The 14692-nt window shown below is 68.0% G+C and carries 15 protein-coding genes; 6 read left to right on the top strand and 9 right to left on the bottom strand.

All coding sequences use genetic code 11. The annotated features are described in order from the left end of the window. From ACE3N9_RS08960 to ACE3N9_RS08945, 4 genes are read right to left on the bottom strand one after another with little or no spacing between them, the layout of a single operon-like run. Positions 1–795, bottom strand: coding sequence for an SDR family NAD(P)-dependent oxidoreductase (locus ACE3N9_RS08960; RefSeq protein WP_374282991.1), 795 nt, complete (start codon positions 793–795; stop codon positions 1–3). Then, positions 792–1616, bottom strand: a complete 825-nt coding sequence (locus ACE3N9_RS08955) for an SDR family NAD(P)-dependent oxidoreductase (protein ID WP_374282989.1) — start codon at positions 1614–1616, stop codon at positions 792–794. The genes ACE3N9_RS08960 and ACE3N9_RS08955 overlap by 4 nt, the downstream gene beginning before the upstream one ends. Then, positions 1613–3136, bottom strand: a complete 1524-nt coding sequence (locus ACE3N9_RS08950) for a class I adenylate-forming enzyme family protein (RefSeq protein WP_374282987.1) — start codon at positions 3134–3136, stop codon at positions 1613–1615. Before ACE3N9_RS08950 ends, ACE3N9_RS08955 begins: the two co-directional genes overlap by 4 nt. Beyond that, a complete protein-coding gene (locus ACE3N9_RS08945; RefSeq protein ID WP_374282985.1) occupies positions 3136–3900 on the bottom strand; it encodes an SDR family NAD(P)-dependent oxidoreductase in 765 nt (254 codons plus the stop codon). Before ACE3N9_RS08945 ends, ACE3N9_RS08950 begins: the two co-directional genes overlap by 1 nt. Positions 3901–3993: 93 nt before the next feature. On the opposite strand from ACE3N9_RS08945, the gene ACE3N9_RS08940 reads away from it, so the two are divergent. Continuing rightward, on the top strand, positions 3994–5490 hold the full coding sequence (locus ACE3N9_RS08940; RefSeq protein ID WP_374282983.1) for an aldehyde dehydrogenase: 1497 nt from the start codon (positions 3994–3996) through the stop codon (positions 5488–5490). A gap of 10 nt (positions 5491–5500) precedes the next feature. Then, entirely contained in the window at positions 5501–6289 is a 789-nt protein-coding gene (locus ACE3N9_RS08935; RefSeq protein WP_374282980.1) for an SDR family oxidoreductase, read from the top strand. 66 nt (positions 6290–6355) lie between these two features. On the opposite strand, the gene ACE3N9_RS08930 is transcribed toward ACE3N9_RS08935, so the two are convergent. From ACE3N9_RS08930 to ACE3N9_RS08915, 4 genes are read right to left on the bottom strand one after another with little or no spacing between them, the layout of a single operon-like run. Next, positions 6356–7255, bottom strand: coding sequence for a TIGR03619 family F420-dependent LLM class oxidoreductase (locus ACE3N9_RS08930; RefSeq protein ID WP_374282978.1), 900 nt, complete (start codon positions 7253–7255; stop codon positions 6356–6358). Positions 7256–7294: 39 nt separating this feature from the next. After that, positions 7295–7492, bottom strand: coding sequence for a rubredoxin (locus tag ACE3N9_RS08925; RefSeq protein WP_374282976.1), 198 nt, complete (start codon positions 7490–7492; stop codon positions 7295–7297). Next, entirely contained in the window at positions 7489–8712 is a 1224-nt protein-coding gene (locus ACE3N9_RS08920; protein WP_374282974.1) for a cytochrome P450, read from the bottom strand. Before ACE3N9_RS08920 ends, ACE3N9_RS08925 begins: the two co-directional genes overlap by 4 nt. A 38-nt stretch (positions 8713–8750) precedes the next feature. Continuing rightward, positions 8751–9359: a TetR/AcrR family transcriptional regulator gene (locus ACE3N9_RS08915; RefSeq protein WP_374282971.1), complete on the bottom strand. Its 609-nt coding sequence runs from the start codon at positions 9357–9359 to the stop codon at positions 8751–8753. A gap of 111 nt (positions 9360–9470) precedes the next feature. On the opposite strand from ACE3N9_RS08915, the gene ACE3N9_RS08910 reads away from it, so the two are divergent. Both ACE3N9_RS08910 and ACE3N9_RS08905 read left to right on the top strand, forming a co-directional pair. Further along, positions 9471–10790, top strand: a complete 1320-nt coding sequence (locus ACE3N9_RS08910) for an amidohydrolase family protein (RefSeq protein ID WP_374282970.1) — start codon at positions 9471–9473, stop codon at positions 10788–10790. Between the two features lie 32 nt (positions 10791–10822). Next, positions 10823–11656, top strand: a complete 834-nt coding sequence (locus ACE3N9_RS08905; RefSeq protein ID WP_374282969.1) for a coniferyl-alcohol dehydrogenase — start codon at positions 10823–10825, stop codon at positions 11654–11656. Here the strand turns inward: ACE3N9_RS08905 and ACE3N9_RS08900 are convergent. Then, on the bottom strand, positions 11653–12327 hold the full coding sequence (locus ACE3N9_RS08900) for a TetR family transcriptional regulator (RefSeq protein ID WP_374282967.1): 675 nt from the start codon (positions 12325–12327) through the stop codon (positions 11653–11655). The two genes, ACE3N9_RS08905 and ACE3N9_RS08900, sit on opposite strands and share 4 nt — an antisense overlap. Before the next feature lie 87 nt (positions 12328–12414). Here ACE3N9_RS08900 and ACE3N9_RS08895 point away from each other — a divergent pair, with 87 nt between their 5' ends. Together ACE3N9_RS08895 and ACE3N9_RS08890 are read left to right on the top strand one after the other, a co-directional pair. Then, positions 12415–13197: an SDR family oxidoreductase gene (locus ACE3N9_RS08895; RefSeq protein WP_374282965.1), complete on the top strand. Its 783-nt coding sequence runs from the start codon at positions 12415–12417 to the stop codon at positions 13195–13197. Further along, complete coding sequence (locus ACE3N9_RS08890; protein ID WP_374282963.1) at positions 13194–14579, top strand: MFS transporter; 1386 nt, start codon at positions 13194–13196, stop codon at positions 14577–14579. The genes ACE3N9_RS08895 and ACE3N9_RS08890 overlap by 4 nt, the downstream gene beginning before the upstream one ends. The last annotated feature ends 113 nt before the right edge of the window (positions 14580–14692 follow it).

Below are 14692 nucleotides of genomic sequence, written 5' to 3'. Positions count from 1 at the left end.
CTACTTCGGCGGCATCCGGATCGCGCCGTCGAGGCGGATGCACTGGCCGTTGAAATAGGTGTTGCGCGCCAGTTCGCAGACCAGGCTGCCGAACTCCGCCGGGTTGCCCAGCCGCTTGGGGAACGGGACCGAGGCTTCGAGGCCCGCGAAGATCGCCGGCGCCTTGTCCTGCACCGCCAGCATCGGCGGGGTGGCGAAGATCCCCGGCAGGATCGCGTTGACGCGGATCCCCAGGTCCATCAGGTCGCGCGCCATCGGCAGGACCATCGCATTGACCGCGCCCTTGCCGCCGCCATAGGCGACCTGGCCGATCTGCCCGTCCTGCGATGCGGCCGAGCTGGTCAGGATGATGCAGCCGCGCTCGCCGTCCTCGTTCAGCGGATCGCTGTTGGCCATGCCCAGCGCCGCGTGGCTGGCCATGCGGTAGGATGCGGTGAAGATCCCTTCGGCCGAACGCGCGATCATTTCGGTCGGGTTGCGCTTGAACCCGCCGGTCGCCTTGTCGAACGAGATCGTCTTGCCGCCGCCGGTCACCACCGCGCAGTGCACCAGGACGCGTTCCTGGCCGTGCGCGGCGCGGGCCTTTTCAAACCCGGCGACCACGCTGTCCTCGCTGGTGATGTCGACCTTGCAGAACACCCCGCCGATTTCGGCGGCAACGGCCTCGCCCGCTTCCTCGTTGATGTCGAACACGGCAACCTTCAGGCCCTGTTCGGCCAGCGCCTTGGCGCTTGCCCGGCCCAGGCCCGATGCCCCGCCGGTGACCACTGCGGCCATTCCCTGTTCCAGCTTCATTGTTCTGCTCCTGTCTGCGCCCGCAGGCGATCCTGTAGAATATCCCCCCGTCCGCCGCGCCCCGGGGCGAGCGACGAGCCGCCGTCCATCACCAGGCTGGCCCCGGTGACATAGCCCGCGCGTGGGCTGGCGAAGAACTGGCAGGCGTGGGCGAAATCATCCACCGTGCCCGCCCGGCCAACTGGCACGGTCGCACCATAGGCGGCAAGCCCTTCCTCGCCCAGCACGCGGCGGGCATTGTCGCTGGCGATCAGCCCGGGCTGGACCGCGTTGACCGTGATCCCATCCCCCACCACGTCCAGCGCCGCCCCGCGCACGAAGCCCAGCAGCGCGGCCTTGGCCATGCCATAGGCGGTCATGTTCGGCACCACCGTGGCCGTGCCGTTGACCGATCCGATCGCGATGAACCGCCCGCCCTGCGGCGCGGCGGCGAGATGCGGGCGCGCCGCATCGAGCAGCCACCAGGCTCCCTTGGCGATCGAGGCGAACCCGGCTTCCAGCCGCTCGTCCGAAACCTGCCCCAGCCCACCGTGGGGAATGTCCGCGGCGCAGTGGATCAGCACGTCGATCCCGCCAAGGGCCGCCACCGCCGCCGCGACCAGCGCGGTGCAATCGCCGTGGCTGGAGGTATCGCAGCGCGCGGCCTCGGCCACGCCGCCGCGCGCGCGGATCGCCGCGACCGCCTCCAGCGCGGGTTCCAGCGTGCGTGCGCCGAGCATGACCCGCGCGCCAAGCCCGGCAAAGCTTTCGGCAATGCCCCGGCCCAGGCCACGCCCGGCCCCGGTCACCACCACGCGGGCACCGGCGAATTCGCCGGTCATGCCGCCTCGGCGGCGAACAGCGCCGCAAGGCCGGGCGCGCTGGGTTTCATCGACGGGGTGCGGGGAAAGTCCGCGACAAAGCGGAAATGGACCGGCACCTGGTAGGCGATCAGCCGCTCCTTGAGGAACGCCTTGAGCGCTTCGGGATCGGGTGCCCCGGCCCCTTCGCGCAGGATGATCGCGGCGGCGGGCACAGCGCCCAGCCGCGCATCGGGCACGCCGACCACAGCTGCCTCGCGCACGGCGGGGTGCTGGTGCAGCGCGCGGACCACGTCATCGGGATGCACCTTGAACCCGCCGCGAATGATCGCGTTATCGGCCCGGCCCTTGATGAACAGGAAGCCGTCCGCGTCGAGCACCGCGCGGTCGGTCGTGCGCAGCCAGATGTCGCCATCAAGGCGGTATTGCGGGCCAAGCTGGTCGCCCTTCAGTTCCAGCAGCCCTTCGCTGCCGTGGGGCAGTTCGGCCCCGCTGTCGGCATCGACCACGCGCGCGGCGATATTGGCGTGGACCCGGCCGACCGCGCCGCGCTTGGCCGCCCAGTTGGCCTTGAAATCATCCAGCGACCAGCCCGCGATCGCCCCGGCAAATTCGGTCGCGCCGTAATTGGCCAGGATCGGAATGCCGTATTTTTCGAGGAAGGCATCGACCAGATCCGGCGGCAGCGGCGCGGTGCCGCTGATCAGCGCCGACAGGCTCGACAGGTCGGCCGGATCGACATTGGCTTCGAGCAGCATCCGCACCGCAGAAGGCACCGCCCCCGCCACCTTGGGCCGGTTGCGGCGCACCGCCTCGACCCATGTGTCCACCGTGAACTTTTCCAGCAGGCCGATCTTGCGCCCGGCCATCAGCGCGCCGATGCAGCCATAGATCCCGCCGATATGGGTCAGCGGATTGTTGACCATGGTCACGCCCGAACGCAGCTGCGGCTGGTCCGCGAACTCGCGGTTCCGCTCGTACCGGGTGAACCCGGCGAAGCTGGCATCGAAGGCGGCGCGGGTCAGCGGCACGCGCTTGGGCGTGCCGGTGGTGCCGCTGGTCAGCATCTCGATCGCGACGCCGGGGCTGGTCAGAACTTGCCCGCGCGGACGCTCGCACCCCGGCAGCAGCCGCAGCCCTTCAAGCCGCGCGCCGATCACGATCACCGCCGTCCCGGCACGGGCAAAGCAATCGGCCAGACCGGGGCGCGCCGCGTCGCTTTCATCGGCAATGATCGCGGGCAGCCCCAGCCCCGCGACATCGGCGAACAGCTTGTCATCGGGCAGCGCCGGGTTGAGCGAGACGAGGCAGCGGTCGGTGGACAGCACCGCCAGGATCGCGGCGATGTGCCCCGGGCGGTTGCGCAGCATCACCCCGACCCGCGCTTCGGCGGGCAGGGCCATTGCGTCCAGCGCCGATTCGATTGCGCCGACGATGCGCGCCAGATCGCCCCAGGTATAGTCGCGCCCGTCGAAGTCGATTTCCGTCCGGGCGGGATCGAGCGCCATGATCGCGCGCAGTTTCTCGGTTATCTGGGCCATCAGACCGTCAAGCCTCCCGCCGCTTCGATCACGTTGCCGGTCACCCAGCGCGCCTCTTCGCGGCACAGCATCAGCACGGCTCCGGCGATGTCGTCGGGCTGGCCCATCCGCCCCATCGGAGTCGCCCTGGCGTTGCCCTCGTCAAAGCCGGGGCGCTCGCGCAGTTTGGCGATGAAATCGGTCGCCACCGCGCCCGGGGCGATCAGGTTGCAAGTGATCCCCCGCTTGGCCAGTTCGGCCGCGGTCGAAAAGGTCAGGCTCTGCAAGGCCCGCTTGGTCATGGCATAGCCGGCGGCGAAGGGCTGGGCCACCTTGCCCGAGATCGAGCCGATGTTGACCACCCGGCCATGGTCCCTGAGCCGGGGCAAGGCGGCCTGGGTGACGAGGTACGGCCCCTTGGCATTGACCGCCATCATGTAATCGAACAGTTCCTCGGACCCGCTGCGCAGGCTCGCGTCCTGACCGTCGCTGCCGACGCCGGCATTGTTGACCAGAATATCAAGGTTCGGAGCCGGGCCGAACCGGGCATCCACTGCATCGAACAGCTCGGCCACGCCGGACCGGCTCGAGACGTCAGCACGAATCCCCACAGCGACGCCGCCTTCGGCCGCAATGTCCTCAACCAGGCGGTCCGCCTGGTCCTGGGCGGCGCGATAGGCGAAAGCAACCCGGGCGCCTTCCCGCGCCAGACGCAGCACCACGGCCGCTCCAATTCCTCGCGCGCCGCCGGTGACCAGCGCCGTCTTCCCTGTCAGGCTTTTCATGGGCGGCATCTTGCCAACATAGTTTACCTAGTGCAATAACTGATGCAACAATGAGCGGCGCAGGCCCATGCCTGCCGCCCGGCACAGAGGAGCATGAAGGCAATGGCCACCGCCGCATCGGCAGCAATCCCCAAGGTCCACCTGCACATCGGGCATGAGAAGCGGACGAGTGGCTCGGGCGGCAGCCGCACCCACATCCATCCGGTGACCGGCGAAGCCCTGGCCGAAGTGCCGCTGGCCGGCCCGGCCGAAGTCGAAGCCGCCGTGGCCAAGGCCGAGGCCGCCCGCGAAGGCTGGCGCCGCACCAATCCGGAAGTGCGCGGGCAGATCCTTTCCCGGCTGGCCGACCTGCTGATGGCAAACCAGCAGGAATTCGGCCGGATGGCCGCGCTGGATGGCGGCACTCCGCTGATGCAGGGCGAACGCGGGGTCGAAACCGCCGCCAGCTGGATGCGCTATTACGCCGGCTGGTGCGACAAGCTGACCGGCGAGCTGATGAGCACCTTCGATACGCGCGGCGAGTTTTCGTACTCGGTGCCGGAACCGATCGGCATTGTCGGGATCATCAACACCTGGAACGGCCCGCTGATCGGCATGGGGATGAAGGTTTCCCCGGCGCTCGCCGCCGGCAACTGCGTGATCCTGAAGCCCGCCGAAATCACCCCCTTCGCCCCGGAACTGTTCGCGCAGTGCTGCAAGGAAGCGAGTATCCCCGACGGGGTGATCTCGGTCCTGCCGGGCACGGGCGAAGCGGGCGATGCGATCGTGCGCCACCCGCGCGTGCGCAAGATCAGCTTTACCGGCGGGCCGATCACCGCGCGCAAGATCCTCACCGCCGCGGCCGAACAGATCAAGCCGAGCGTGATGGAACTGGGCGGCAAGAGCGCCAGCCTGGTCTTCCCGGACTGCGACCTGCAGGCCGCCGCCGAACGCGCCGTGTTCTGGACCATCGGCTGTCTGGCGGGGCAAGGCTGCGCCCTGCCCACCCGCCAGCTGGTTCACGCCGACGTCTACGACGAATTCGTCGCGCTGATGGTGGAGATCGCCAAGCAGTTCAAGGTGGGCGACCCGATGGAACCCGGCGTCATGGTCGGCCCGGTGATCAGCGCCGCCGCGGTGGAGCGCATCACCGGGATGTTCGACCGCGCAACTGCCGACAACGCCTGCAAGTTCCTGATCGGCGGCAAGCGCGCCGGGGGTGATCTGGCCAAGGGCAACTTCATCGAACCGACGATCATGGTCGATGTGAACCCGGACCACGAAATCGCCCAAGTCGAAATCTTCGGCCCGGCCGTCGCGATCATCAAGTTCCATACCGAGGATGAAGCCGTCGCCATTGCCAACAACAGCGAATACGGCCTGGCCGCCTATATCCAGTCGAACGACATCCAGCGCGTTCACCGCCTGGCCGAACGGCTCAACGCCGGGGGCGTCTATGTCAACGGGGGCTTCCAGATCAATTCGCACACGCCGTTCGGCGGGGTCGGCATTTCCGGCTTCGGCAAGGAAGGCGGCAAGGCCGGGATCGACGAATTCCTGCACTACAAGACCGTGACTGTCGGCGTTGGCGCGCCGATCTTCCCCAAGTGAGGCAAGCAGCATGACCGATTTCAACAACGACAGCTTCCGGCTGGATGGCAAGGTGGCCGTGGTCACCGGCGCGGGCGGACGGGGCAATTCGATCGGGCGGGCCTATGCCGTCGCGCTCGCCAATGCCGGGGCCAGCGTGGTCGTGGCCGACCTCAACGGCGAAGGCGCGCAGAAGGTCGCGGACGAGATCGTCGCGCTGGGCGGCAAGGCCGTGGCCGCGCAGGTCGACATCACCGACACCGCTTCGGTCGAGGCGATGGCCGCCAGTGCCGAAGCCGCGTTCGGCGGGATCGACATCCTGGTCAACAACGCCGCGCTGATGGTCGAAATCGTCGACAAGCCGCTGATCCAGACCGACCGTGCCCGGTTCGACAAGGGCATGGCGGTGAACGTCTGGGGCGCGATCAACTGCGCCCAGGTCGTGGCCCCCTATATGGCCAAGCGCGGCGGCGGATCGATCGTCAACCAGGTTTCGGCCGGGGCCTATCCGGCGCAAAGCTTCTATGGCGTGACCAAGATCGCGCTGCACGGGGCGACCACCACGCTGGCGACCGAGCTGGGCAGGCAGGGCATCCGCGTCAACGCGATCGGCCCGGGCATGACCAAGTCCGACGCCGGCCTGTCGCTGACCCCGGATGACAGCCCGCTGGTACAGATGGCCGCCAGCCGCGCACCGATCCAGCTGCGCGACACCCCCGATGCGCTGTGCGGCGCGCTGCTGCTGCTGGTCAGCGAAGCGGGCCGGTGGATGACCGGCCAGGTGCTGAACATCGACGGCGGCTGGGTGATGCGCGGCTAAACACCCCGCGCTGTCCTCACACCGTCACCCCGGGCTTGACCCGGGGTGACGCGCATTGCGGGGCGCTTACACCAGCCCGATCCGCCGGGCATAGGCTTCCAGCTCGCGCAGCGGGGCGTCGGGATCGTCGGCACTGGGTTCCAGCGTCTGCGGCCAGACCGTGGTCACCACCCGGTCAACGCCCTGATCGGCCAGGCGCAGCAGCTCATCCCGCTCGATCATGCCGCGCGGTTCGATCATGCCAAAGGTGAACGGCTCGTCCGCGCGGCCCTGTTCGGCCAGTTGCGCCTTGACCGACGGGATATGCGCCGGGCCGCCATACCAGCCATTGCCCAGCCGCGCCGCGCGCCGCTCGGCCGCCGGGGTGAACCCGCCGACATGGATCGGGAACGGGCGCTGGACGGGCTTCGGCTGGAACCCGATTTTCGGGAAGTCATAAAATTCGCCGTGAAACTCCGGCTCGTCCTGCTCGAACAGGGCGCGCAGGGCCAGGATCGTCTCGTCCAGCTTGCGCCCGCGCTTGTGCCAGTCGTTGCCGGTATAGGCATATTCCTCGGGCGACCAACCCAGCCCCACGCCCAGATCGATCCGCCCGCCCGACAGCACGTCGAGCGAGGCGAGCGCGCGGCCGACCAGCACCGCATCGCGCAGCGCCAGCAGATAGATCCCCACCCCCAGCCGCACCCGGCTGGTCACCGCCGCCAGGTGCGACAGCACGATCAGCGGTTCATGGAACGGACTGTGCGGAGTGAACGGCACCAGTGACGGATCGACCGGCTCTCCCCGCGCCGCCGTGGCGGTGACGGTGGGATAGCCGCGCCACCAATCCTCGTTCGCGGGCAGGCAGACATGTTCGCCCGACCACAGCGATTCGAAGCCCATATCCTCGGCCAGCCGGGCAAAACGGACCAGCAGGGAGGAAGGAACCGGGACCACGTTCAGCCCCACTTTCGGCAGACTGGCCATCGCGTTCCTTCTCTCCCCTTCAGTTCCGGTCAGGCCGGCTCAGTAATCCTCGTCCAGCGCGAAGTCGGCCTTGCCGGCGGCGCATTCCGGGCAGACCCAGTCGTCCGGCACGTCTTCCCACAGGGTGCCCGGCGGGATGCCGTCTTCCGGGCAGCCCAGCGCCTCGTCATAGACGGTGCCGCAGTAGAAGCACTGGTAGCGGCGGGTGCCGGGCTGGCCTTTGGCGGGAGTGCTCATTTCACGCTCGCCGGGTCCCAGACCAGTTCGAGCCGGGTGATCGTGGCGACCGAGCGCGCGTTGACCTTGGGTTCGAAGCCGGGCTTCACCGCGAAGTCGGGAATGCGCTTGAGCCATTCTTCAAGGAAGATGCGCAGTTCGGTGCGCGCCAGCATCGAGCCGACGCAGCGATGCACGCCGCCGCCGAAGGTGGAGTTGGCGCCCGGCTTTTCGCGGTTGAAATCGACTTCCAGCGGATCGGCGAACTTGTGTTCGTCGAGCCCGTCCATCGGGGTCGGCGCGAGCACCATTTCGCCCGCCTTCATCGTGATCCCGTCAAGCGTGAAATCGGCCTTCACCTCACGCGCGAGGATCGCGATCGGGAAGCGGCGCAGCAGTTCCTCGTTGGCATTGGCGATCAGCTCGGGATTTTCGACCAGCTGGCGGCGGTGTTCGGGATGGGTCGCGAGGAACTGGGCATAGAAGCCCAGCGTCGAGGCGACGGTATCCAGCCCGCCCAGCAGCAGCAGCAGGATCATGCCGGTCAGCGGGAAATCGTCGATCGGCTTGCCGTCCACTTCGGCCTTGGCGATCGTGCTGATCAGGTCATTGCCGGGATTGGCGCGGCGTTCGGCCACCTTGGCCATGCCGTACATCATCAGCTTGCCGGCGGCTTCGTTGCGGGTCGGCTCGTCCTCGCCGCGCATCGCAATTTCGGCCACTTCGGTCAGGTAGGCGCGGTCCTCGGCCGGCAGCCCGACGATTTCCATGAAGATCGCGATCGGCAGGTGCTGCGCGAATTCGCCGATGAATTCGCAGTGCCCGCGCTGCTTGAAGCCTTCGATCAGCTCGATCGACAGCTCGCGCGCGCGGTCGCCCAGCTTTCCCACCGCCTTGGGCGAGAGCGCCGCCTGAAGCAGCGCGCGGTAGGGCGCATGGTTCGGCGGATCGAGCTGGAGCGGCACCAGCGGCGGACGACCATCGTCCTTGACCCCGACCATGATCCGGCGCGAACTGAAGTGATCGTTGTCCGACAGGACCGTGGCAACGTCCTGGTTGTTCTTGACGATCCAGTGCCCGCCGTTGTGCGGGGTCCACAGCACCTGGGCCGGGTTGGACTGGAAGATCCGGCGCATCGTGGCCTGGTATTCGAGGCCCTCAATCGGGAAATTGTACAGGTCGAAATCGATCACCCGGTCCGCCGGCACATGCGGCGGGGCGGAAATTGCCTGGCTTGCCATCATTCACGCTCCTCAATCCGCCGATCCGCCTCTTGCGGTCAGCGTTGTGTTCCCAACAATTCGACAATCATCGCGACCAGCCGCTCACCAGCGCTCTGCCCGCTTTCATCCAGGCCCAGCCGGGCCTCGGCGATCAATTGCGGCGCCAGCGATTGCAGGGCCTTGCCCAGGAGCTCCGCCGAAACCTGACTGTAGCCGGCCCGCGCGATGAAGGCCGCCGCCAGCTGCTGCGTGCGCTGGGCAATCTCCTGCGCGAACAGGCGGTAGCGTTCGGCAAATTCGGGATTGCGCAGCGCCTCGATCTGCAATTCGGTCGAAAACAGCACGTCGTCTGCCCGGCCCGCGAACATGTCGAAGCGCTCGCGCAGCGCGGGCAGCACTTCATCCAACGTGCCCTGCGCGCCCAGGAGGTCCTGCCAGGCGGCGATTTCATCGCGCTGATGCTGGGCCAGCAGTTCCAGCAGCACGTCATGCTTGTCGGCATAGTTGGCGTAGAATGCCCCGCGCGAGAAACCGGCGCTTTCGCTGATCCGGTCGATCGAGGCCGCGGCCACGCCGCGCCGCGCGAATTCGGCGCGCGCCGCCCGCAGCAGCCGCTCACGCGTCTGCGCCTGGCTTTGCTTGCGACTCGTCCGCTGCATACGCATGTGCATCGGAATACATCTGTGTATCTGAATTGCAAGCCCGCGCGAGAGGAATTGACGATACGTCAGTTACGGCGCACTATCCTTCGAAACGGCTGGAGAGGAGTCGGGCCAATGGCCATGAACATGGAAGACATGGTGATCGCCAGCGTGGACGATCACATCATCGAACCGCCCACCATGTTCGATGCCCACGTGCCGCGCGAATTGCGGGGCAAGATGCCGCAATACGTCACCGGGGCCGATGGCCACGCCTTCTGGAACTGGGAACCCGAAGGGCTGACCACCTTCAACATCGGGCTGAATGCCGTGGTCGGCCGGCCCAAGGAAGAATACGGGATGGAGCCCGCCAACATCGAGCAGATGCGGCGCGGCACCTGGGATGCGAAGGCCCATGTCGATGACATGAACGTGGCCGGCATCCTCACGTCGGTGTGCTTTCCCACCTTCATCGGCTTTGACGGGTCGTGGCTGTGGCAGGCGAAGGACAAGGCGCTCGCCGAACGCGTGGTCCAGGCCTACAACGACTGGCACATCGACGAATGGTGCGGGCCGTTTGCGGGCCGCTATATCCCCACCGCCGTCCTGCCGCTGTGGGACATCGACGCGACCCTGCGTGAACTGGCGCGGCTGGTGAAGAAGGGCTGCCGCTCGGTCACTTTCCCCTCCAACCCCTCGATCAAGGGGCTGAAGCCCATCCACGATCCGGTATGGGAACCGTTCTGGGCGTTCTGCAACGATCACCACGTCGTGCTCAACTGCCACATCGGCACCGGGCAGGCGCCGCTCTATGCCAGCGACCAGTCACCGATCTCGGCCTGGATCAGTTCCTTGCCGATGGCGATCAGCACCGATGCATCGGACCTGCTGCACCTGCGCGCGCTGCTGCGTTACCCCAACCTCAAGATCTCGCTGTCCGAAGGCGGGATCGGCTGGATCCCCTATTTCCTCGAACGCGCCGATTTCACCTATCGCCACCACGGTGCCTGGGTGCGGTGCGACTGGGGCGGCAAATTGCCGAGCGAGGTGTTCCGCGAACACTTCCTGTCGTGCTTCATCGAGGACCGGTTCGGCTGCCTCAACTACCAGCACATCGGCGAGGATCTGATCGCCTATGAATGCGACTATCCGCATTCGGACTGCACCTGGCCCGATGTTGCCGAAGGGCTGTGGGACAATGTGAAGGACCTGCCCGAACGGGTGATCGACAAGATCAGCCACCAGAACGTGATGGCCTTTTTCGGGGTCGATACGGTCGCCCAGCACGGCGGCCGCGCCGCCAGCACGGTCGGCGCGCTGCGCCGCAAGGCCGCCGGGGTGGATACCGGACTGGTCTCGCTGCCCGGCAAGGACGCGCGGGTGGAAGGCGATTTCGACCATCCCGTCACCGCCGCCGACGTGTGGAAGACGCTGCAGGAACGCAAGAAGGCCTGACCGGGCCGCAATGACAATTGGGGAGAGTGCAATTGATCACCGACATTCTGGGCTACGCAGGCAAGCGCGTGGTGGTGATGGGCTGTTTTTCCGGCACCGGCGAAGCGGCGGCGCGCACGCTCGTCGCGCTGGGGGCCGAAGTGCACGGCTGCGACATTCGCCCCTCGCCGGTCGAAGGTCTGGCCTCGTTCACCACGGTTGACCTCAAGGACCCGGCCTCGATCGCGGCAGGGGTTGCCAGCATCGGGGGCGAGGTTGACGCGCTGTTCAACGTCTCCGGTCTGCCGCAGACCTTTCCGGGCGAAGATGTGGTCACGGTCAACTTCCTGGGGCTGCGCCAGTGGACGGAAAGCTGGCTGCCGCATTTTCGCAGCGGCGGGGCGGTGGTCACCGTCTCCTCGCTCGGCGGCATGGGCTACCTCGCGCGCCAGCCGCTGCTGCGGGAGTTCATGGCGAATTCCGACATTGCCAGCGGCCGGGCGTGGTATCAGGCCAATGCCGAGCGCGCGGGCGATCCCTATACCTTGTCGAAGGAAGCGGTGAACACCTGGACCCAGGTCAGCGCGCCCGCGCTGATGGAGCGGGGCATCCGCATCAACTGCACCATGCCCAGCCCGATCGACACGCCGATGCTGAACGATTTCCGCCAGGTCGCGGGCGATGCGGTGCTGAGCGCCTTTGCCAAGGCCAAGGGGCGCTTCTCCACCGCCGCCGAACAGGCGCTGCCGCTGGTGCTGCTGAACAGCGATGCCGCCAGCTTCATTTCGGGGGTGTGCCTGCCGGTCGATGCCGGGCTGGCGGGGGGCCTCGCCGTGGGCGTGCTCAACCTGCAGGAGATGATCGCCGAAGCGATGGCCAAGGCTTAGGCGGTTGCCCCCAGCATGGCGGCGAGAGTGTGCGCCGCCGCAGCCTTGAGCGGGGCATAGCCCAGCCCGTCGCCCTCGACCGTGATCGGCCCGATCGCGGACAGGCGTTCCAGCATCATCAGCATGGTCCCGGCGCAGGCCCGCGGGCTAAGCTCCGCCGGCACCCGCCCGGCGGCCTGGGCGCGCGCCGCGGCGGCAGTCAGCGCATCCATCATCGGCGCGGCAGCGGCCATGCGGGCGCGGTAGAACCGCTCGTCCCCTTCCTCTGCCGCGAGGTTGCGCACCCGGAAGATCGTGCGGTTGCGGTTCCACAGCTGGGTATAGGCATCGACGAAGCGGCGCGCGGCTTCGGCGCCGGTGCCGTCGAGCCAGTCCCGCGCGGCGAGCGCTTCCAACTCGGCAGAGGTCTGGCTGGCATTGTCCAGCGCGGCCAGCACCACTTCGGGCACGCCCTTGAAATAGACGTAGAACGTCGCGGGCGAAGTGCTGGCGGCGCGCGCCACGTCCACCACCGACACGTCGCGCAGGCCATGGCTTTCCAGCAGTTCAACCGTGGTGTCGATCAGCAACTGGCGGGTGCGTTCGCCTTTCGAGCCGATTTTCTGGCCATACTGGTTGTAGGCCAGTTCCGGGGCAGGCTTGCGCGCGCGGGTGTGGGTCTGGGCGGTCATCGCACCCCTCATCGACGATTGCTTGCATATGCGCAAGAAACTGACGTATCGTCAATAACAACGAACAAGCTTGGGAGAGCGCGGACGATGGAGCAACTGGCCGGCAAGGTCGCGGTGATCAGCGGCGCGTCCAAGGGCATGGGGCGGCACTTCACCCGGGCGCTGACCGGCGCGGGGATGCAGGTGGCGGCGCTGGCCCGCCCTTCCCCGCAGCTCGACAGCATGAGCGCCGAATTCGGCCCCGCCGTGCTGCCGATCGCCTGCGACGTCGCCGATCCCGATCAGGTCAATGCCGCCATCGCCCAGGCCGCCGCGCAGCTGGGCCGGATCGACGTGCTGGTCAACAATGCCGCCGTGTTCGAACCCTTCGCTTTCGACCAGGGCAGCGACGCGGTGATCCGCCGCCACATCGACATCAACCTCACCGGGCTGTGCTGGCTGACCCGCGCGGCAATCCCGCAGCTCAAGGCGAGCCAGGGCCAGGTGGTCAACATCACCAGCGAAAGCGTGCGGATGCCGTTCCCGATGCTGGCGCTTTACGCCGCGACCAAGGCGGCGGTCGAAACCCTGAGCGAAGGGCTGCGCGCCGAACTGCGCGACGATGGCGTGCGGATCAGTGTGCTGCGTTCGGGCTCCGTCTCGGGCGGGTCTGGCGGCGAGGGGTGGAGCGATGCGGCCAAGGCCGCCTTCTACCAGAAGATCGTCCAGACCGGCCACGCGGCGATGAGCGGCAGCCCCGCCAGCCCCGAATCGATGGCCGAGGCGCTGCTGGCGATCCTTGCCCTGCCGCGCGACGTCAGCGTCGATCTGGTCGAACTGCGCGCCGCGCAGGCCGGGGTGCCCGAAGGCGCGCGGGCCATTCCGCAGTGAGGTCCCCGCCCCGCACCGCCGCGATCCTCACCGCGCTGTGGGTCGCGGAAATGACCAGCTCGTTCGAAACCGCGATGATCCTCGCCGCGCTGAAAGCGCTGGTTGCCGAATTCGGCGGCGCGGCGCGTGCGGGCTGGCTGGTCACCGCCTTCCTGATCGTCGGTTCGGCCGCCGCCGCCGTGGTCGGGCGGCTGGGCGACATCTATGGCCGCCAGCGGGTGCTGCTGATCGTGCTGGCGCTGGGCGCGGCGGGATCGCTGCTGAGCGCGACGGGCTGGTCCTATGGCGTCGTCCTGCTCGGCCGGGTGCTGCAAGGCGCGACCATGACGATCCTGCCGCTGTGCATCGGGCTGGTCCGCGAAAACCTGCCACCCGGGCGGGTGCCCGCCGGGATCGGCCTGCTGGTCACCGGGGCCTCGGTCGGCACGGCGGCGGGGCTGGTGCTGGGCGGGCTGATCGTCGACCATGCCAGCTGGCACGGCATTTTCCTGGCGAGCGGGGGGTTCTGTCTCGTCTCGCTCGCGCTGGTCGCGCGGCTGGTGCCGCCCTCCCCGCGCCAGACCGGCGGCCCGCCGGTTGACTGGCTGGCAGGCGTGCTGTTCGCCCCCGCCGTCACGCTGGTGCTGCTCTACCTCAGCGCGGGCAAGGCGTGGGGCTGGGCCGATCCCTTCGCCCTTACGCTGCTGGGTGCGGGCGTTGTGCTGGGCATGGCGTGGTGGCGCCGCGCGCTGGCCAGCGCCAACCCGCTGATCGACGTGCGCAGCCTCGCCAACCGCTCGATCGCGGTGGCCTGCGGCGCCAGCGCGCTGGTCGCGATGGGAGCGATGCAGATCATGGTCTATTTCTCGCTGCTGATGCAGGCCCCGGCCTGGACCGGCATGGGCATGGGCCTGTCGGCCACCATGGCCGGGCTGGTCAAGCTGCCCTCCAGCCTGACCGCGATCCCCGCCGGCCCGTTCAGCGGCTGGCTGACTGCGCGCGGCGGCGGGCGGCTCGCCATGGTCATCGGCGGGCTGATCACCACGGCGGGCTGGGTCATGGCGCTGAGCGACAATCGCAGCGTGGCGATGGCCGCGCTGCAACTGATCGTCATCGCCTTCGGCACGATGATGCTGTTCACCGCCGCCCCGACGATCATCGCCGCCGAAGCCCCACCCGAACGCACCAGCGAGATCACCGGCATGCTGGGGGTGATCCGCTCGCTGTTCATGGGGGTGGGCAGCCAGATGGTCGCCACACTGCTCGCCAGCGACAGCGTGACGCGCGGGGCCGAGCGCTATCCCTCGCCCGATGCCTACCACCTCGCGCTCTACGCGATCATCGCGCTGACGCTGGGGGCGACGGCGATTTCGCTGATGTTGCCGAAGCGGGGGCGGGTTTAGGGGAGAGGGTGGAGTCCTTGTTGGGTGCGCTGATCGCCTCCGCGATCAGCTTGGCCTGGCCGGCCCGCTCCCCCGGCCCAACCACCCATAGGGTACCATCAGCGGGTGGTTGG

The sequence above is a fragment of the Novosphingobium sp. genome (assembly GCF_041905565.1).
GTDB lineage: Bacteria > Pseudomonadota > Alphaproteobacteria > Sphingomonadales > Sphingomonadaceae > Novosphingobium.
The sequence above is the reverse complement of the archived record's forward strand: the minus strand, read 5'-3'. Positions and strand labels throughout refer to the sequence as shown.